This window comes from Ligilactobacillus sp. UO.C109 (genome assembly GCF_026847815.1).
GTDB classification, from domain to species: Bacteria; Bacillota; Bacilli; order Lactobacillales; family Lactobacillaceae; genus Ligilactobacillus; species Ligilactobacillus salivarius.
Window position 1 is genome coordinate 138432 of record NZ_JAPSFH010000027.1, and the last position, 19978, is coordinate 158409.

A 19978-nucleotide genomic window follows, 5' to 3' on the forward strand; every position below is an offset into this window, starting at 1 on the left:
ATAGATATATAATTTATTAATTTAAATAAATTTTATCTATATCTATTTTTTTGTGCTTTAACTTAAATATAGCTGATTTGACAGCGATTATAGAAGTTATTTGTAAAAAGCAACTATTGAAATTTATTTATTGAGAGTAATTTTTTTGAAAAAACTATAAATTATGTACTTTTTTTCTAATGACACTTGTGAAATAAAGAGTTATAATGAAAGCGAATTTAAGTTAGAATCGTTCTAAAAGGAGGTGGCTGACTTCAATCTAGAAGTCAGGTGTTATGAAAAAAATAAAAGTTTGTATTTTTTCTACTTGTCTAGTTGATTTACTTTTTCCTAAAGTAGGGATGGCGATGGTAGAAGTTTTAGAACGTTTGGGTTGTGAAACTGTATTACCTGAAAAACAAATTTGTTGTGGACAACCAACATATAATAGTGGCTATTCTAAAGATAGTATGAAAACGTTTAAAAATGAAATTGATGCATTACTAAGTATTGATGCTGATTACATTGTTGGTCCTTCGGGTTCTTGTGTTTTTATGATTAAAGAATATAAGGATATTTTTAAAGATGATCCTGAGTATGGTCCTAAAGCCGCAGAAATAGATAGCAAAATTTATGAATTTACACAATTTATTTACCGAGTTTTAAAAGTCGTAGATTGTGGTGCGGAATTAGATGCTAAAGTAACTGTCCATCGTTCATGCCATATGACGCGTTTGATAGGCGAAAGAACAGCTCCATTTGTATTATTGGATCATGTAAAAGATATTGAAAGAGTTCCTTTAAAGAATGTACAGTTATGTTGTGGATTTGGTGGTACTTTCTCAGCTAAAAGACCAGAACTTTCAGTAGAAATGGTTGATGAAAAAGTTAAGAATATTGTTGATACAGATGCTGAGATCCTAATTGGAACAGAAGAATCTTGCTTGATGAATATTGTAGGTAGAATGAATCGTTTAGGATATAAGATAAAAGCGATGCATATTGCTGAAGTATTAAACCATAATGTTGATATAAATAGAATTAAATATATTAAGGATACAGATCATGTTGTCGTACCAGCTAATGGAGAAGGGGTGTTTTAAATGGGAATTTCAACTAGCGATAAGCCATATTTAGAAAGAATTGAAGATGCAAAAAGCGATCATTTTATGCAAGCTGCCGTCGCTAAGGCCCAAGACGCTCAATTTATTAAACGAACAAAAGCAAGACGTGAAATGGGAAACTGGAATGAATGGCGTGATTTGGCTGAACAAATTAGACAGCATGTTTTAAAATATCTTCCTGATTATTTAGAAGAATTTTCGCAAAATGTTGAAAAACAAGGTGGACATGTATTTTTTGCTCAAACCGAGGAAGAAGCACGTAATTTTATTAAAGAATTAGTAATTGAGAAAAAAGCAAAAAATGTGGTTAAATCCAAGTCGATGGTTACTACTGAAATTGACTTAGACAAGACTTTATTAGATATAGATGGGGTTAATCTTTTAGAAAGTGACCTAGCAGAATTTATTTTGCAAGAAGATAACTGGGATGAACCTACACATATTGTTTTTCCAACTTTACATAAAAACCGTGATCAAGTTCAAGAAGAGTTTAAGAAATTGGGCTATACTGGGGACAATGACCCTCAACATGAAGCTCGTTTTGTTAGAGGATACTTGCGCGACTACTTTATGAAAGCTGATTTTGGAATAACTGGATGTAATTTTGCCGTAGCTGATAAAGGTATCATTAATTTAGATACAAACGAAGGAAATGCTGATTTAACAATGGCTTTACCTAAAACTCAAGTTGTAGTAATGGGGATGGAAAGAATTGTTCCATCTATGAAAGAAGCTGAAGTTTTAGATAACATGCTTGCTCGTTCAGCTGTAGGACAAAAATTAACAACATATTGTACTTTCTCTGGTAAAAAAGTCGAAGGTGAAGTTGATGGACCTGAAGATTTTTGGGTAGTTGTTTTAGATAATGGACGTTCAGATGCATTAGGGACTGAATTTGAACCAATTTTGCAATGTATTCGTTGTGGTGCTTGTATGAATGTTTGTCCAGTATATCGTCATATTGGCGGTAAAGGATATGGATCTATCTATCCTGGACCATTAGGTAAAGTTTTATCGCCTATTTTAGGTGGTTATGAAGAATTTGAAGATTTGCCATACGCTTGTTCTTTGTGTGCTGCATGTACAGAAACTTGTCCAGTTAAAATTCCGCTACATAATTTGATTAGGAAACATCGAATTGTAGAGATGGACAAAAAGCATATGGATCATAGTATGACTAACTTAATTATGAAAGTAATTGGTATGGGAACAGGTTCTCCATTCTTATTCCAATCAGCATTAAAAATGGAGCATGCTGGCTTAGGCATGTTTGGAAAAGCAAAAAATGATCAAGATGTTGATGGAACAATTTATGAAAATGGCAAGATTAAGAAGTTACCGAAAATTGCACCTAAATTGGTTAAAGGATGGTCTGATATCCGTGATATTCCAGTTCCCCCTAAGAGTAAAGATAACTTCAGAAATTGGTATAAGAATCATCAACCAGTTGAGTCAGTAGTAAGCATTAGACAAAAGGGGGAAAAGGGTGATGAGTAAACTATTAGATAAAGCAAATAGCAAAGAAAATAGAGAAGCCTTTTTAAATAGAATTTCTAAAAAAGCTGGACGTCCTCGCCATCAAGTAAAAGAATTTAAGCCTTTAAATGATTTACCTGATAAAGTATTAATAAACAAGAGTAATGATGAGTTACTAGAAATAGCTAAAGAAAACTCAGAATCTGTTAATGCTAAAGTAATTATTAAGAAGAAAGATGAATTAGCTAAATTTTTAAAAGAATATATTGAAAAGATTGAAGCTAAGAAATTAATGTTACCTAGTTTTGGCGATGAAAAATGGGAGAATTTCCATTTAAAAGAATGGTTAAATAATTCTGGAGCTGAAAAGGTTGATTATTGGACAAATGATTTGAGTAGGATGGAAAACGAAAATTTGGCAAATGATGCTGATATTGCAATAGGGTTTGCTGATTATTTAATCGCTAATACAGGAACTATTACTGTTACTGTTAGTCCAGAACAAGGAAGAGGGTTTAACTTCTTACCAACGCACTATTTGGCATTAGTTCCTAAAAGTGGTTTAGTTCCATCTACTAGAGTAGCTGTAGAAAACTATGAAAAACGACTAGGTAGTAGAGAATTAGAAACCTCAGCGATTAACTTTATTTCAGGACCTTCTAATTCTGGTGATATTGAAATGGAATTAGTTGTAGGGGTTCATGGACCGTTAGATTGTACTTACTTAGTAGTAGAGGATATGTAAGATCGTTAGAAGCAGAAGATTTACGAAGTCTTCTGCTTTTTTTTTATTTGATAAAGCGTTGTACAAAATATAGACTTTTAATTAAATTTTATTAATTTGTATAAAAAATTTAAAATGAAATAAATATATTTATCTGTTATAGTATATAATGTAAACGGTTAAATAATAAGATAAGGTCGTGTTGGTATGGAAAAAATTCTTTCAATAAATTCTGGAAGCTCAAGTTTAAAATTTAAATTATTTGCAATGCCTGATGAGAAAGTCCTAGCTAAAGGGCTTTTTGACCGTATTGGAATTGATAATTCTCGTGTTACTATTAAATATGATGGTAAAAAATATGATGAGCAAAGAGAATTGAAAGATCATAATCAAGCTGTACATGTTTTGTTGAGCTTATTCAAAGAATTAAAATTAATTAATGATTTTAATGAAATTACAGGGGTTGGACATCGTGTAGTTGCTGGTGGTGAATACTTTGATAAATCTGTAATTGTTGATGAAGATGTTATGAATAAAATTGATGAATTGGCTGAATATGCGCCTTTGCATAATCCTGCAGAATTAGTTGGTATTAGAGTATTTAAGGAATTATTGCCAAATGCAGTATCTGTAGCTGTATTTGATACTGCATATCATCAAACAATGCCTAAAACAAATTACATGTATTCTATCCCATATGAATGGTATGAAAAATATCATGTAAGAAAGTATGGTGCACATGGTACAAGTCATCGTTATGTAGCTCATGAAGCTGCTAAATTATTAAACAAACCATTTGAAGATTTAAAAATCATAACTTGCCATTTGGGAGCAGGCGCATCAATTTGTGCAACAATGAATGGAAAGTCTTTTGATACTTCAATGGGATTCACGCCATTAGCAGGAATTACAATGGCTACACGTGCAGGTGATATTGATGCATCATTAGTTTCTTTCATGATGGAAAAACTAGAAATTAATAGTTCTGAAATGATAGATATTTTAAATCATAAAGCTGGTTTAATTGGTATTTCAGGAGTTTCATCAGATATGCGTGATGTTTTAGCGGCAGCAGATGATAATGAGAGAGCTCAGCTAGCAGTTGATATTTTTGTGAAAAATGTTGTTAAATACATCGGTTCATATATAGCTGAAATGGGTGGCGTTGATACGATTGTATTTACTGCTGGTATCGGGGAAAACTCAACACCAATTAGAAAGTTAGTCATGGAACGTTTAGCATATTTGGGAATCACAATTGATGAAGAAGAAAATAGTAAGCATGGTTCAGCAGGAGTGATTTCAGGCGAAGATTCCACTATTAAAGTACTAAGAATTCCAACCAATGAAGAATTAATGATTGCAAGAGATGTTCAAAAATTAGAAAAAGAAGTAAAATAAATATAGAGAAAGAACTAAAGATGATATGAGAATATCTTTAGTTCTTTTGTTTTAATTTAATGTATTCGATTTCAAAAAATTGTTATAATAATATTATAGGGAAGATAGCTAATATAATCGAGGTGATTAATAAAATATCTGGTGCAAGTTATATATTGAACATATTAAAATGGATGATGTATTTAAAATTTTGTAACCAAAAAGTAAAATAAAAAGGTTCACTTTTTGATTGAAACATGATATTTTATTTAGGTCAATTAGATTTTAGGAGGACTTTATCATGGGCAATAAACTCGACATACAACATGAGTATGAAGAAGCTGAGAAAAAGGCAAGCGAGTTAAAAGATGTTTGTGAAAAGATAAATAATTCGGCACGAGGCCGACACTTACTCGAGGAATATGAGAAAAAACATAAAGAAGCAGAAGCAGAAAAAGAACAATTAGGCATAATTTTAGATGCAATTCAAGCTGCTGAGGATTAATATTGAAAGTTAGTATCCTTGTATTTGACAGTACTGATGCTGTTGATGCAAGGATTTTTAAATTGAATAATTTTGTAATTACAGTAAATAATCGGTATACTTAGTAAGGTAGAATAGTGAAATACGAGGAGTCTTAAAATGACAGTAGAAAAAGAAATAATCCAAAAAATAGAAGAGTATGATACGATTATTATTCATCGTCACCAACATCCGGATCCAGATGCTTATGGATCACAAGGTGGATTGGCAACAGCTATTATGCAAAGCTTTCCAGCAAAGAAAGTATATCAAGTAGGGAAAAATATTCCTGGATTAAATTGGATTACAGTTGAAAATGAAGATTTACCAGATGAAACTTACAAGAATGCTTTAGTAATTGTTACCGATACAGCTAATACACCAAGAGTGGATGATGATAGATATAATAAAGGTGATTTTTTGATTAAGATTGACCATCATCCTAATGATGACCAATATGGTGACTTGAGCTTAGTTAATACCAATGCTTCAAGTTGCTCAGAAATTATCCATGATTTAATTCTAGCTTCAGAAGGAAAATTAGAATTAACTGCTGAAGTTGCTGAAAAACTATATGCTGGTATTTCCAGTGATACTGGAAGATTTATGTATGACGCAACAACTGCACATACAATGGAAGTAGTAGCTTCTCTAATGAGAACTGGTATTGATACTAGCAAGATAAATCGTCGTTTAGATAGTATAACTTTACCCGTAGCTCGTTTATCTGCTTATGTGTATGAAAATATGAAAATTACTAAGAATAATGCAGCTTACATCATATTAAATCATGATAAAATCGAAGAATTTGATTTGGGCGATGCAGGAACATCTGCAGTAGTACCACTTCTAGGTAAAATTAATACTACAATTTGTTGGACAGTATTTGTACAACAAAAAGATGGTACATATCGTTTACGAATACGCTCAAAGGGCCCTGTGATCAATGAATTAGCTAAAGAATATCAAGGTGGCGGTCATCCATTAGCAAGTGGTGCAAGAATAGATGATGCTAACGAAATTCCAGCTTATATTGAAAAATTAGACGGATTAGCAAAGAAATTTGCTGAAGAACATGACATGACAGACTGGTAATCAATCGAGGTGAAGAAATTTAATGGCAAATTTTAGAGAATTTAATTTTAAAGAGTATATTTATCAAGCATTAGACGAAATTAATTTTAAAGAACCTACTGAAGTTCAAGCTCGTTTAATTCCGACTATTTTAAAGGGCAAGAGCGTGGTAGGACAATCACAAACTGGTAGTGGTAAAACTCATACGTTCTTATTACCTATCTTTCAAAATCTTAATGCACAGAAAGATGAAGTTCAGGCAGTGATCACAACACCAAGTAGGGAATTAGCATACCAAATTTATGAAGCAGCAAAGCAACTAGCGAAGTTTTCTCCTGAAGATATTTGGATTCAAAACTATGTTGGTGGAACAGATAAGCAAAGACAAATTGAGAAGCTGAAATCTCATCAACCACAATTAGTAATTGGAACACCAGGACGTATATTGGATTTAGTGAGAGAAAATGCACTTGATATCCATAATGCTCACTATTTAGTAGTGGATGAAGCAGATATGACATTGGATTTAGGATTTTTAAAAGAAACAGATGCAATAGCATCGACTTTACCTAAAGACTTACAAATGCTAGTCTTTTCAGCTACTATTCCAGAAAAATTACGTCCGTTTTTAAGAAAATATATGTACAATCCAGTTATTGAAGTTGTTGCTAACAAACATGTAATTAGTCCAACAATTGATAATTGGTTAATTTCAACTAAAGGTAGAGACAGAAATAAGCTTATTTATGACTTGCTAACAATGGGTGAACCTTATTTAGCATTAGTATTTGCAAATACTAAAGAACGAGCTGATGAGTTAACAAATTATCTTCGTTCTCAAGGGTTGAAAGTAGCTAAAGTTCATGGTGGTATTCAACCTCGTCAACGTAAGCGAATTATGCGTGAAATTCAAAATCTTGATTATCAATTTGTGGTAGCTACAGATTTAGCGGCTCGTGGAATTGATATTGAAGGTGTTTCACATGTTATCAATGACGACATCCCTGAAGATTTAGAATTCTTTGTGCATCGTGTAGGTAGAACTGGACGTAATGGAATGAAAGGTACAGCAATCACACTTTATGAACCAAGTGAAGAAAAATTAATTGATGAACTTGAAAGTATGGGAGTTCATTTTGTACCAAAAGCAGTTAAAAATGGTGAAATAGTTGATTCATATGATCGTAATCGTCGTGAAAAGCGCCAAACACGCAAAGAATCAATGGATCCTAAATTACGTGGCTTTGTAAAGAAAGAAAAGAAAAAACGTAAACCTGGTTATAAAAAGAAAATTAAGCGAGCAATAAAACGCGATGAACAACAAAAGCGTCGAATTGCACGTCGTCAAGCAAGAAAAATGAAGTAAAAAGTATATGTTTATATAGTATGAAAAAATACTTTTCTATTGACATCTAGCGGTTTATCGCATATACTTTGACTTGAATTAGGACATACTGCTAAGTACCTCTATTACAGAGAGAGTTCGGTGCTGGAAGGACTTATAGGTTGGCTTAGACAGTGCTACCTAAATGTTTATAACAAAAGAATATTATTAATGAAGTGGTTAACGATGACATCGTTGCAAGTAAGGTGGTACCGCGTAGTAATTGCGTCCTTACTAGCAACGATGTTTTATTGTTTTGGGGCTTTAAAACAGAAAGGAATTTGAAAATGAAAGAATTATCAAGTGCTCAAATACGTCAAATGTATTTAGACTTTTTTAAGAGTAAGGGACACGATGTAATGAAGAGTGCACCACTTATTCCACACGATGATCCAACTTTATTGTGGATTAACTCCGGTGTTGCTACAATGAAAAAATATTTTGACGGTTCAGTTGTTCCAAAGAACCATCGTATCACTAGTTCACAAAAGTCTATTAGAACTAATGATATTGAAAATGTAGGTCATACAGCTCGTCACCATACTTTATTTGAAATGTTAGGAAACTTTTCTGTTGGTGATTACTTCAAGAAAGAAGCTATTACATGGGCATGGGAATTACTAACAAGTCCTGAATGGTTCGATATGGATAAGGAAAAATTGTACATCACAGTTTATCCTGAAGATAAAGATGCTAAGAAGTATTGGGAAGAAGTAGGGGTAGATCCTAGCCACATTTATGAAGCTGAAGATAACTTCTGGGATATTGGTGAAGGTCCATCTGGTCCAGACTCAGAAATATTCTTTGATCGTGGTCAAGAAATGAATAATTTACCAGAAGATGATCCTGAAAGTTATCCTGGTGGAGAAAATGAACGTTATTTGGAAATCTGGAATATTGTATTTTCTGAATTCAATCATAAACCAGATGGAACATATGAACCATTGCCACATAAGAACATTGATACGGGTATGGGATTAGAACGTGTAGTATCCGTATTCCAACATGCACGAACAAACTTTGAAACAGACTTATTCTTACCAATTATTGAAAAAACTGCTGAATTAAGTGCAGGTAAGAAGTATGGTGAAAATGCAGAAGCAGATGTTTCCTTTAAAGTTATTGCAGATCATGCACGTGCAGTTACATTCGCTATTGGTGACGGTGCTTTGCCTTCAAATGAAGGTCGAGGATATGTTATTCGTCGTCTTATCAGACGTGCAGTTATGCATGGTCAAAAGCTTGGAATTGATGAAGCATTCCTTTATAAGTTGGTTCCAGTGGTTGGAAAAATCATGGAATCTGCATATCCAGAAGTGTTAGAACAAGCTGAATTTATCGAAAAAGTTATTAAAATGGAAGAAGATAGATTCAACGATACTTTGAAAGATGGTATGCAATTATTAGATAGCTTAATTGCTGAAACTAAAGAAAATGGTGGTAAAGAATTACCAGGAAAACCTGTATTTAAGTTATATGACACATATGGATTCCCATTAGAATTGACAAAAGAATATGCTAATGATGAAGGCCTTGATGTTGATGAAGAAGGTTTCAATGAAGAAATGGAACAACAAAAGGCACGTGCAAGAGCAGCTCGTTCAGATGCTAAGTCTATGGGTGTTCAAAATGGCTTATTAACTGATATTACAACTCCAAGTGAATATGTAGGTTACCATGAATTGAAAGCTAATGGTGTATTAAAAGATATCATCATTGATAATGAATTAGTTGATACAGTTCCAGCTGATTCTAGAGCACAAGTTATCTTTGATAAAACACCATTCTATGCTGAAATGGGTGGACAAGTAGCTGACAAGGGTGTTATCAAGAACCAAGCTGGCGAAGTTGTTGCTGAAGTTGAAGATGTACAACATGCTCCAAATGGACAAAATATGCATACAATTCACGCACTTAAGGAAATGACTAGAGAAAATACATATTCTCTAGAAGTAGATGTTGCTTTCCATAATAAAGTGAAGAAGAATCATACTGCAACTCACTTATTAGACCAAGCATTGAGAGATGTTTTAGGTTCACATACTCATCAAGCAGGATCATTAGTTGAACCAACATATTTACGTTTTGACTTCACAAATCTAGGATCTGTAACAGTAGAAGATTTGAAGAAGATTGAAGATATCGTGAATGCTAAGATTTGGGAAAATATTCAAGTTGAAACAGTTGTTACAGACAAGGAATCAGCTGAAAAAATGGGTGCTATTGCCTTGTTTGGCGATAAGTATGGTGACACAGTTCGTGTTGTTAAAGTTGGCGATTACTCCATGGAATTCTGTGGTGGTACTCATGTTGCTAATACTAATGAAATTGGTTTATTCAAGATTGTTTCTGAATCGGGTGTTGGTGCTGGAGTAAGACGTATTGAAGCTGTTACTTCAGAAGAAGCATTTGAATTCTTAGAAGAAAGAAATCAATTATTACGTCAAAGTGCTGATGAATTGAAGATAGTACAAATTAAAGAAGTTCCACGTAAGATTGAACAATTACAAGAACAAGTTAAATTACTTGAACAACAAAAACAAGCTTTGGAAGATAAGTTTGCAAGTCAACAAGCAGGAGATATCTTTAAGAATGTTAAAGAAATCAACGGCAAGACTTTGATTGCTGGTCAGGTTAACGTTTCAGGCATGAGTCAATTAAGACAACTTGCAGATCAATGGAAAGAAAAGCAACTTTCAGATGTACTTGTACTTGCTACTGCAACAGCAGATGGTAAGGTTAACTTAATTACAGCTATTAGTAGCGATGCAGTTAAGGAAGGTTATAAAGCCGGAGATTTAATTAAAGCAATCGCACCTAAAGTAGGCGGTGGCGGTGGTGGCCGTCCTGACTTGGCACAAGCTGGTGGTAAGAAACCAGAAGGCATTCAAGAAGCATTGAAAGCTGCTGAAGATTGGTTGAATAAATAAGATTAAAGAGTGATATTGATAGGAATGACAGTTCTTAGCAATATCATTTTTTATTATTGTATTAATTTTAAGTAATATTTTTTCTAATACAGTTTTTTTAATTGTTTGTTGTGATCCATTTTAGTACAATAGGTATTAGAGTAATGTAGTGTATGGAGGTGTTCTCGATGAGTGCATTAGATAAAACAATGTATTTTGACTTTGGACAAAATGAAAAAAAGGATGTTCATCAGACTTTAGAAACGGTTTATAATTCTTTGGAAGAAAAAGGTTATAATCCTATTAATCAAATAGTTGGTTATTTATTGTCAGGAGACCCTGCATATATTCCTCGTTTGAATGATGCTCGTAATTTAATCAGAAAACATGAACGCGATGAAATTATCGAAGAGTTAGTACGAGCTTACTTAGATAAGGGGGAAAAATAGTGGGCAGATTAATGGGGTTAGATGTAGGATCTAGAACTGTTGGTGTAGCTGTTAGTGATATGCTAGGTTGGACTGCACAAGGTGTAGAAATTGTTCAAATTAATGAAGATGAGCAAGAATTTGGGCTAGATAGAATAGCTGAATTGGTTAAAGAAAATGAAGTTGTAGGATTTGTATTAGGATTGCCTAAAAATATGAATAATACTTCTGGTCCAAGAGTAGAAGCTGCTAAAGCATATGGTGAACTGCTAAAAGAAAAATTCAATTTACCAATAGATTTTATTGATGAACGTCTAACAACCGTTGAAGCAGAAAGAATGTTGGTTGAACAAGCTGATGCTTCAAGAAAAAAGCGTAAAAAAGTTATTGATAAATTGGCTGCTAGTTTAATTCTACAAAATTATCTAGACGCTAAAGGAAAATTATTAAAAGAACTTAACTAAGGAGTAAGACAATGGCAAAACAGAATCAAGATGAAAACTTAATTACATTAGTTGACGAACAAGGAAATGAAACTTTATACCAAGAATTGTTCAATTTCCATTCAGATGACTATGACAAATCATATATTTTATTGATTCCAGCAGGTTCTGAACCTGAAGAACAAGTAGATGTGTTGGCATTCGCATTCAATCCAGATGAAAATGATGATAGCCAGGATTATGAATTGTTTGATATTGAAAGTGATGAAGAATGGGAAATGGTAGAAGGTGTCCTAGATACTTTCTTGAACGATGAAAATATGAGATAATGCTGGTGCAAAGTCGGTTACACAAACGGATAGCTAACAAGCTGATATGTGTACGTCGGCTTTGTTTTTATTTAAAATTAATTTAGAGAGCTGAGTGTAATTTTGGGAAAAAAGAGATTTAAAATAGAAATTGGTGGTAAAGAATATATTATCATCGGTGAGGGTAGTCAGGAAAGAATGAATGCAGTTGTTCAACTTGCTAATGAAAAATTGGAGAAAATTAAAGAACAAATCCCAGATATAAGTGATGAAAAAGCAATGACTTTATTAGCAATTAATGCATTTTCTGAGCAATTAGAGCTACAAGAAGAATTAGACAAATATACGGAAAAATAATACGGTGCAAAGATGATAATATCATTAATAATTATAATTTTGTTGATATGTGCATTTAGATATGGCATAAGAAGGGGGCTTTTGGGATCACTTGTCAGTTTGCTAGGTTACATCATTGTATTTATCTTATCTTTATTTTTAGCATCGCCACTTGGCAATATAATTGCGGATTTATTTAGTAATATTAATGATGGATCTGGATTATTGGCGACGACCTTTTATAAAATTCTTTCATTTTGGATTATTGGAATTATAGGTGGAATTATTGTTAGAATTTTAGCGAATGTTTCTAGGGGCTTTACAAAATTACCTGTAATTTCACAATTTAATGCATTATTGGGTGGAATTTTAACCACTATTATGATGTATGTTGTAATCTTTTTTGGATTAATATTACTATCTAATTGGCCTAGCCAGAAAGTTAAGCAAACTGTAGAAGAATCAAGAGTAGCAGTCTATATTTTAGACAATACTCCTAATGTTATGAATCGAATAGTAAGTATGTAGTTAAAAGAGGTGTATTATGAATAAAAAGGTATTAAAAACTTTAGAATATGATAAAGTTAAGCAAAATTTATATGCTTTTACTACAACTTCAATGGGAAAGAGATTGATTGATAAGTTGGAACCATCATCTGATTATGATGAAATTGCTAATTCACTGTCACAGACTAAAGATGGGGCTGACATTCTACGAATTAAGGGTGGTATACCTGTTCCAAATCTTATTTCCATTAAGAGTTTTTTGAAAAGATTAGATATAGGTGGGACTCTCAATAGTAAAGAATTAGCGGCTATTGGACGAGTTTTGAGAGCTACAAATGAAGTTAATCGTTTTTTTAAAGATTTAGCAGATAACAAAATCAAGTTAGAAGTATTATTTGATGATGTAGCTAAATTGGAAAGTCTACCAGAAATTAGTAAAAAATTATTAGTTTCAATTGAAAATGATGGACATGTAACTGACGATGCATCTACTTTGTTAAAGAGTATTAGACAACAAATTTCAGTAACTGAGGAAACTATACGTGAACGTTTAAATTCATATACTAGAGGAACCAATTCTAAGTATTTGAGCAATGCAGTGGTTACAATTCGTAATGAAAGATATGTTTTGCCAGTTAAACAAGAATATCGTAGTAAATTTGGCGGTATTGTACACGATCAAAGTTCTTCAGGACAAACATTATTTGTTGAACCTGCAGTGATTGTTGAATTGAATAATCGTTTAAGGCAGCAACAGGTTGCAGAACGTGAAGAAATAAATAGAATCTTGGAAGAATTGTCTGAGGAGTTAGCACCTTATACACATGAACTAAATAATAATGCTAAAATTTTGGGAATGTTAGACTTTACTAATGCTAAGGCCAAGTATGCACATAGTATTAAGGCAACAGAACCAATTTTATCAAAAGAAAATGATGTTTATCTAAGACAAGTTTGGCATCCATTGCTAGATATGAAAAAAGCTGTAAAAAATGACATCATGATTGGTAAGGATTATCAGGCAATTGTAATAACAGGACCTAATACAGGTGGTAAGACAATCACTTTAAAAACATTAGGGTTGGTACAGTTGATGGGACAATCTGGTCTATATATACCTGCTTTTGAAGAAAGTAGAATTGGAATATTTGGTAATATATTTGCTGATATTGGCGATGAACAATCGATAGAGCAAAGTTTGAGTACGTTCTCTTCTCATATGACTAATATTGTAGAAATATTGAAGGATATAGATGAAAAATCATTAGTATTATTTGATGAATTGGGTGCAGGAACAGATCCTCAAGAAGGAGCGGCTTTGGCTATCAGTATTCTAGATGCCGTGGGAGCTAAAGGAAGTTATGTAGTTGCAACAACTCATTATCCAGAGCTTAAGGCTTATGGTTTTGAAAGACCTAATACTATTAATGCAAGTATGGAATTTGATGTTAATACATTACAGCCAACATATCGCTTATTAATTGGAATTCCAGGTCGTAGTAATGCTTTTGATATTTCCCAAAGGTTGGGATTAGATAAAATGATTGTTATGGCTGCTAGACAACTTACTTCACAAGATAGTCAAGATCTAAATGAGATGATTTCAGATTTAGTTGCTAAAAGGCATGATGCAGAAGAAAAAGAGATTACGTATCGAAAATATTTGCGTGAAGCTGAAGAATTGCACCATGATTTAGAAGCTAATTTCCATCAATTTGAACGTCAAAAAGAAAATATGTTAGAGCAAGCTAAGGAAAAGGCTAATCAAATTGTTGAGGAAACAAAGAAAAAATCTGATGAATTGATTTCTGAACTTAGAAAAATGAAGATGTCTGCTGTTTCCAATATAGAAGAGAAAAATCTAATAGATGTTCAAGGTCGAGTTAATGCTTTACATCAAGAAACTAATTTGAAAAAGAATAAAGTGTTACGTAAAGCTAAGAAACAACAAGAATTACACCCTAATGACGATGTTATGGTTAATTCCTATGGTCAAAGAGGTGTTCTGTTACGTAAAGCAGGAAACCATGCTTGGGAAGTTCAATTGGGTATTTTGAAGATGAAGATTGATGAAAGTGATCTTGAAAAAATTAAGGTTAAAGATACTCAACCTAAGAGAGCAGGAACAGTGTTGAAATCATCTAGTTCTAGTCATGTTTCACCAACTTTAGATCTTCGTGGTGAACGTTATGAAAATGCGATGGTAAATGTTGATAGGTACATTGATGCGGCTGTTTTAGCAGGATACAACTCTGTTACTATTATTCACGGTAAAGGTACAGGTGCGTTGAGGACAGGTATTATAAATTATCTTAAGCAAAATAAAGCAGTTAAGAATTTTGAGTTTGCCAGTCCTAACAATGGTGGTAATGGAGCAACTGTGGTATATTTCAAGTAAGGCAAAAAACTTGATTTTTATGTTGTATATGATATTATTTACTTACGAAAAGAAAGTAGAAGGTGATTTGAATGGTTACAGAATTAACAGATCAAACATTTGATGAAAAAACAAATAATGGAGTAACATTTACAGACTTTTGGGCAACATGGTGTGGTCCTTGTCGTATGCAATCTCCTGTTATTGAACAATTAGCTGAAGAAATGGGAGATAAAGTATTTTTCTCTAAAGTAGACGTTGATGCAAATCAAGAAACAGCAGCTAAGTTTGGAATTATGAGTATTCCAACAATGCTCATAAAAAAAGATGGACAAGTTGTAGATACAATTGTTGGTTATCATACAAAAGAACAATTACAAAAGAAATTGGAAGAATATATTTAATAATTTATAAGAGAATTATGAGAAAGCTTGGCTTTTTAATAAAATTATAGTTGAGAATCGTTAAAGATTAGCATTTAGAGTAACCTAATCTTTAACGATTTTTTATTTTGAATTTTCCTAGTGCTACTTATTCAAGGAAAGTTATTTTTATAAAAATAATCTTAATATATATATTAGATATAATTTAATTATATACTTAGATGATTAACAGAAATAATATTAATAAATGGAATTCATCTAAATGATTAAAGGTACATTATAAAAAATAATTTATTTATATATAAATAAAATTATTTATTTTTTAACTAATTTAACTTGTGAAATTATTGGAATTAGTGTAATCTTATAGTGGATAATTAGGTTGTTAGAAATTTAAGTTTTACAGAATAATTACAGAAAGGACTAGAGAGATTCTCTAATAAGGAAAGGTTAAATGGAAAAGAAAGTTAAATATAGTATTAGGAAGAAGTCAGGAGTGAGGGCGGCTTCTTATATTATCGGTGTATCTTTACTAGGTGGAAGTTTGATGATGACACCACCAATTCAAGCCAATGAAGTAACACCAACAACACCAACAACAACATTGACATCGCAAAATAATACTACAGAAATTAAACAAACTGAATCAGAAAATACTGATATTAATAAAGCAACAAACACAACTACTAATGAGAGTACATCTGATGAGGTGATTAGTAATAATACTGAAACAGAACAGATACAGACACCTTATCCAACAAATACGAGTGCTAATAATGATGCTATCTATAAAATTACTGATACAGATCATGACGGAATCATTGATCAATATGATAAAAATCCAGAAAAATGGGATGTATCAGATAGAGATTTGCGCTTTTTTACTGAACTATCATATCGAAGTCCTCAAGAATTAGACCAGATATTTACAGGTAATAATGATACTATTGATAAATTTAATCAGGAAAAAACATTTAATGTTGCAGACGTAAGAGAGATTCTTGATGACTGGAGAATGGACAGACAGATAAATAATCCCGATGGTTTTTCAGCAACATTTTTTTCCACTAAAGATAATCAAGTTGTTGTTGCATTTAGAGGAACAAATGATAATGCTGATGCAGATGATGACATTGACATCTTTAATGGTGCTCAACCTGGTCAAGTAAAAAATCTGGATCAAGTTCTGAAAGATTTACAGCCTTATAAAGAAATATATTTAACTGGGCATTCTTTAGGGGGCTATCTTGCAGAATATTTTGCTGCTACTAAATTAATGTACGATCCACGTTTTGTTAGAGGAGCTGTCTTTAATGCACCTGGTATTAAAGATAGTTGGTCATGGATATCTGGAAAATTAGAACATAGGTTAGCTGCTGAAAACAGTAAAATTTTATCTAAGGAGTTTTATACTAATGATGCAGATTCACGAGTAACAATTTTGGGACATAAGATGCAGTCATATGCAATTCATAAAGATACAGTTGGTAGTTTGTATTATTATCCAAATACACAGTGGGCTTATGCAGTTAATGGTACAGGAACGCATTCAAGTGGAAACTTTTTTGGTAAAAAATATAGTAGTGAGATAAAAAATTGGTTTACTGTGGGTTATAGAATGGACACACCATATGTCAGTGAAGATGCTGATCATGATGGCTTTGGAGATCAATTAGAAAAGGCCATTGGTACTAATTATATGGATAGCAACAGTAAACCTACTTTAAATGCATTCTATAAGGTAAAAAATACAGGCAATGTAGTAGTACCTACGTTTTCAGATTTAAATACGTATCTTATTAATGAAAAAATTAGTGTAGAATTCGACCCTCAATATGAATATTACAAAAAACAAATACCTACTTTCCAGCCAGTAGAATTAAAATATGAATATTTAAATTATCCTCAATCTGTAGCTGATAATGTTGAAAGTATTATTGTTCAAGTTAAAGTTGATTTTCCAGATGGGAGTAAGTCTGTTATTATTGATGTTCCGGTTGAATTTCAACAAGCAAAGACTTTAAATGTTGCTAAAGATAAAATTAAAGATAGAATTGATCAGATGTTAGAACTAACAGTTGATCAAAAAGATAATTTCAATAAGCAAATTAATGAAGTAACTAATATAAGAGACCTTGCAGAAGTTTTAAAAAGTGCTCAAGAGCAAGCGGATTTGAATTTGAAAACGTCTAAAAATGAGTTGGAAAGTTTGATAGCCGAATCAGTTACGGTGAAAAAGTCAGTTATTTATGTAAAGGCTGATGAAGATAAACGACAAGCTTATGACGATTTATTAGAAACAGCTAGAGCAGTATTAGATGATAAAAATGTAACGAAAATTGAGATAGATTCAATAATATCTAAATTAAAGCAAACTCAATTAGCTTTAAATGGTAAGGAAGAAACTCCAGTGGGCCCAAGTGAGCCAGGCAAAGAACCGGAAACACCAGTGGCCCCAAGTGAGCCAGGCAAAGAGCCAGAAACCCCAGTGGATCCAAGTGAACCAGGAAAAGAACCGGAAACTCCAGTGGACCCAAGTGAGCCAGGCAAAGAGCCGGAAACACCAGTGGATCCAAGTGAACCAGGTAAAGAGCCGGAAACACCAGTGGATCCAAGTGAACCAGGTAAAGAACCCGAAACACCAGTGGATCCAAGTAAACCAGGTAAAGAGCCCGAAACACCAGTAGATCCAAGTAAACCAGGTAAAGAGCCCGAAACACCAGTAGATCCAAGTGAACCAGGAAAAGAACCGGAAACCCCAGTGGCCCCAAGTGAACCAGGCAAAGAGCCGGAAACCCCAGTGGCCCCAAGTGAACCAGGCAAAGAGCCGGAAAACCCAGTGGCCCCAAGTGAACCGGGCAAAGAACCGGAAACACCAGTGGATCCAAGCGAACCGGGCAAAGAACCAGAAACACCAGTAGGTCCAAGTGAACCAGGCAAAGAACCGGAAACACCAGTAGATCCAAGTGAGCCAGGCAAAGAACCGGAAATACCAGTGGATCCAAGTGAATCAGGCAAAGAGCCAGAAACCCCAGTGGATCCAAGTGAACCAGGCAAAGAACCGGAAACTCCAGTGGATCCAAGCGAACCAGGCAAAGAGCCAGAAATCCCAGTGGATCCAAGTGAACCAGGTAAAGAACCAGAAATCCCAGTGGATCCAAGCGAACCAGGCAAAGAACCGGAAACCCCAGTGGCCCCAAGTGAGCCAGGCAAAGAACCGGAAACTCCAGTAGATCCAAGTGAGCCAGGAAAAGAACCAGAAACCCCAGTGGATCTAAGCGAACCGGGTAAAGAGCCCGAAACACCAATAGATCCAAGTGAACCAGGTAAAGAGCCAGAAATCCCAGTGGAACCAAGTGAATCAGGCAAAGAACCGGAAACCTCAGTGAAACCAAGTGAGCCAGGCAAAGAGCCGGAAATTCCAGTGGAACCAAGTGAACCGGGAAAAGAACCGGAAACTCCAGTGAATCCAAGTGAACCAGGTAAAGAGCCCGAAACACCAATAGATCCAAGTGAACCAGGTAAAGAGCCAGAAACACCAGTAGATCCAAGTGAGCCAGGAAAAGAACCAGAAACCCCAGTGGATCCAAGCAAACCGGGTAAAGAGCCGGAAACTCCAGTGAATCCAAGTGAGCCAGGAAAAGAACCAGAAACCCCAGTGGATCCAAGTGAGCCAGGCAAAGAACTGGAAACTCCAGTGGGCCCAAGTGAGCCAGGAAAAGAGCCAGAAACCCCAGTGGATCCAAGTGAATCAGGCAAAGAGCCAGAAACCCCAGTGGATCCAAGTGAACCGGGCAAAGAACCGGAAACTCCAGTAGATTCAAGTGAGCCAGGAAAAGAACCAGAAACCCCAGTGGATCCAAGCGAACCGGGTAAAGAGCCAGAAACACCAGTAGAACTAAGTAAGAAATCTGAAGTGAAATCTATATTTGATAATTTGATGAGAAACACTAGTAAATCAGATAATATTTTGAAAAATACAGTATTAATTCAAGGAAGTGTACGATCATTTAAGCAGAATAAAACACAAAAAGATATAGATGAAAAATTGCCACAAACTGGAAATAAAGTAAATAATCTTACGGTGTCTGGAGCTATATTATTAGGAATGGCTGGAATGATTGTAGGAGGAGAGTTAAGAAAAAAGAGAGAAGATAAGTGAAACATATTTATGTAAAAGTTGTGACTTGAAAGAGTCCGAAGAAAAAAGATGTTTAGTTCCCAAAAATGATATAATTTTGAATGAAATGTTCTACCGTTAAATAAATATTAATATTTTAAATAGTCTAATTCTGATGTTTTGCTGGAATTAGGCTATTTGTTATCTTAATAAAGAGGACTAAGAATTAATGGAAGATATAAATTTAACTAAATCTAAAGAAAGAATTACTAAGTTAGGCGAAGTTTTGCACCACAAGCAACAGTTAATAAAATGTTAGATTTACCAAGAGTTAAGCAAAAATTAATAGCTATATTTATTGAAATATTTGCTGATGAAGTTGCATTTTTTAGTTGAATTTCTACGACGAAAAATAAAAGTAGCATTAAGTCAAAGTAGGTCTGCCGATGAATTTGATGATAGAAGTTTAGTAGCTTTATCTACACTCTATGGAATTGAACTAA

At 33.7% G+C, this 19978-nt stretch carries 16 protein-coding genes; all 16 read left to right on the plus strand.

What is annotated here, in order from left to right; genetic code table 11:
• Positions 1-275: 275 nt before the first annotated feature.
• Positions 276-1082, plus strand: coding sequence for a (Fe-S)-binding protein (locus OZJ21_RS04905; protein ID WP_003700546.1), 807 nt, complete (start codon positions 276-278; stop codon positions 1080-1082).
• Positions 1083-2600 carry a LutB/LldF family L-lactate oxidation iron-sulfur protein gene (locus OZJ21_RS04910; protein ID WP_004564379.1) on the plus strand — a complete coding sequence of 506 codons (1518 nt, stop codon included), beginning with the start codon at positions 1083-1085 and terminating at the stop codon, positions 2598-2600.
• Entirely contained in the window at positions 2593-3324 is a 732-nt protein-coding gene (locus OZJ21_RS04915; RefSeq protein WP_268857516.1) for a LutC/YkgG family protein, read from the plus strand. Before OZJ21_RS04910 ends, OZJ21_RS04915 begins: the two co-directional genes overlap by 8 nt.
• 186 nt (positions 3325-3510) lie before the next feature.
• A complete protein-coding gene (locus tag OZJ21_RS04920) occupies positions 3511-4704 on the plus strand; it encodes an acetate/propionate family kinase (RefSeq protein ID WP_268857517.1) in 1194 nt (397 codons plus the stop codon).
• A gap of 280 nt (positions 4705-4984) precedes the next feature.
• Positions 4985-5188 carry a hypothetical protein gene (locus OZJ21_RS04925; RefSeq protein WP_003700540.1) on the plus strand — a complete coding sequence of 68 codons (204 nt, stop codon included), beginning with the start codon at positions 4985-4987 and terminating at the stop codon, positions 5186-5188.
• A 138-nt stretch (positions 5189-5326) separates the two neighbouring features.
• Positions 5327-6301, plus strand: coding sequence for a DHH family phosphoesterase (locus OZJ21_RS04930; RefSeq protein WP_081538097.1), 975 nt, complete (start codon positions 5327-5329; stop codon positions 6299-6301).
• 22 nt (positions 6302-6323) lie between these two features.
• A complete protein-coding gene (locus tag OZJ21_RS04935; RefSeq protein WP_049163886.1) occupies positions 6324-7646 on the plus strand; it encodes a DEAD/DEAH box helicase in 1323 nt (440 codons plus the stop codon).
• 305 nt (positions 7647-7951) lie between these two features.
• Positions 7952-10594, plus strand: a complete 2643-nt coding sequence (alaS, locus tag OZJ21_RS04940; RefSeq protein WP_268857518.1) for an alanine--tRNA ligase — start codon at positions 7952-7954, stop codon at positions 10592-10594.
• Positions 10595-10761: 167 nt separating this feature from the next.
• Positions 10762-11022, plus strand: coding sequence for an IreB family regulatory phosphoprotein (locus OZJ21_RS04945; protein ID WP_003703962.1), 261 nt, complete (start codon positions 10762-10764; stop codon positions 11020-11022).
• Positions 11022-11465, plus strand: a complete 444-nt coding sequence (ruvX, locus tag OZJ21_RS04950; protein ID WP_003703966.1) for a Holliday junction resolvase RuvX — start codon at positions 11022-11024, stop codon at positions 11463-11465. Before OZJ21_RS04945 ends, ruvX begins: the two co-directional genes overlap by 1 nt.
• Before the next feature lie 11 nt (positions 11466-11476).
• The gene (locus OZJ21_RS04955; RefSeq protein ID WP_003706616.1) at positions 11477-11773 is read left to right on the plus strand and encodes a DUF1292 domain-containing protein; all 297 of its coding nucleotides are present in this window, start codon (positions 11477-11479) and stop codon (positions 11771-11773) included.
• A gap of 102 nt (positions 11774-11875) precedes the next feature.
• Positions 11876-12109, plus strand: coding sequence for a cell division protein ZapA (locus tag OZJ21_RS04960; RefSeq protein ID WP_003700529.1), 234 nt, complete (start codon positions 11876-11878; stop codon positions 12107-12109).
• Between the two features lie 12 nt (positions 12110-12121).
• On the plus strand, positions 12122-12616 hold the full coding sequence (locus OZJ21_RS04965) for a CvpA family protein (RefSeq protein ID WP_004564383.1): 495 nt from the start codon (positions 12122-12124) through the stop codon (positions 12614-12616).
• Between the two features lie 16 nt (positions 12617-12632).
• Positions 12633-14993, plus strand: a complete 2361-nt coding sequence (locus OZJ21_RS04970; protein ID WP_004564384.1) for an endonuclease MutS2 — start codon at positions 12633-12635, stop codon at positions 14991-14993.
• A gap of 71 nt (positions 14994-15064) precedes the next feature.
• Entirely contained in the window at positions 15065-15376 is a 312-nt protein-coding gene (gene trxA / locus OZJ21_RS04975) for a thioredoxin (protein WP_003706622.1), read from the plus strand.
• A gap of 433 nt (positions 15377-15809) precedes the next feature.
• Complete coding sequence (locus OZJ21_RS04980; RefSeq protein ID WP_268857519.1) at positions 15810-19517, plus strand: Mbeg1-like protein; 3708 nt, start codon at positions 15810-15812, stop codon at positions 19515-19517.
• Positions 19518-19978 lie beyond the last annotated feature (461 nt).

Coding starts and splice junctions, on each gene's coding strand:
- OZJ21_RS04905 (WP_003700546.1), top strand. CDS start 276: ATGAAAAAAATAAAAGTTTGTATTTTTTCTACTTGTCTAGTTGATTTA.
- OZJ21_RS04910 (WP_004564379.1), top strand. CDS start 1,083: ATGGGAATTTCAACTAGCGATAAGCCATATTTAGAAAGAATTGAAGAT.
- OZJ21_RS04915 (WP_268857516.1), top strand. CDS start 2,593: ATGAGTAAACTATTAGATAAAGCAAATAGCAAAGAAAATAGAGAAGCC.
- OZJ21_RS04920 (WP_268857517.1), top strand. CDS start 3,511: ATGGAAAAAATTCTTTCAATAAATTCTGGAAGCTCAAGTTTAAAATTT.
- OZJ21_RS04925 (WP_003700540.1), top strand. CDS start 4,985: ATGGGCAATAAACTCGACATACAACATGAGTATGAAGAAGCTGAGAAA.
- OZJ21_RS04930 (WP_081538097.1), top strand. CDS start 5,327: ATGACAGTAGAAAAAGAAATAATCCAAAAAATAGAAGAGTATGATACG.
- OZJ21_RS04935 (WP_049163886.1), top strand. CDS start 6,324: ATGGCAAATTTTAGAGAATTTAATTTTAAAGAGTATATTTATCAAGCA.
- alaS (WP_268857518.1), top strand. CDS start 7,952: ATGAAAGAATTATCAAGTGCTCAAATACGTCAAATGTATTTAGACTTT.
- OZJ21_RS04945 (WP_003703962.1), top strand. CDS start 10,762: ATGAGTGCATTAGATAAAACAATGTATTTTGACTTTGGACAAAATGAA.
- OZJ21_RS04955 (WP_003706616.1), top strand. CDS start 11,477: ATGGCAAAACAGAATCAAGATGAAAACTTAATTACATTAGTTGACGAA.
- OZJ21_RS04965 (WP_004564383.1), top strand. CDS start 12,122: ATGATAATATCATTAATAATTATAATTTTGTTGATATGTGCATTTAGA.
- OZJ21_RS04970 (WP_004564384.1), top strand. CDS start 12,633: ATGAATAAAAAGGTATTAAAAACTTTAGAATATGATAAAGTTAAGCAA.
- trxA (WP_003706622.1), top strand. CDS start 15,065: ATGGTTACAGAATTAACAGATCAAACATTTGATGAAAAAACAAATAAT.
- OZJ21_RS04980 (WP_268857519.1), top strand. CDS start 15,810: ATGGAAAAGAAAGTTAAATATAGTATTAGGAAGAAGTCAGGAGTGAGG.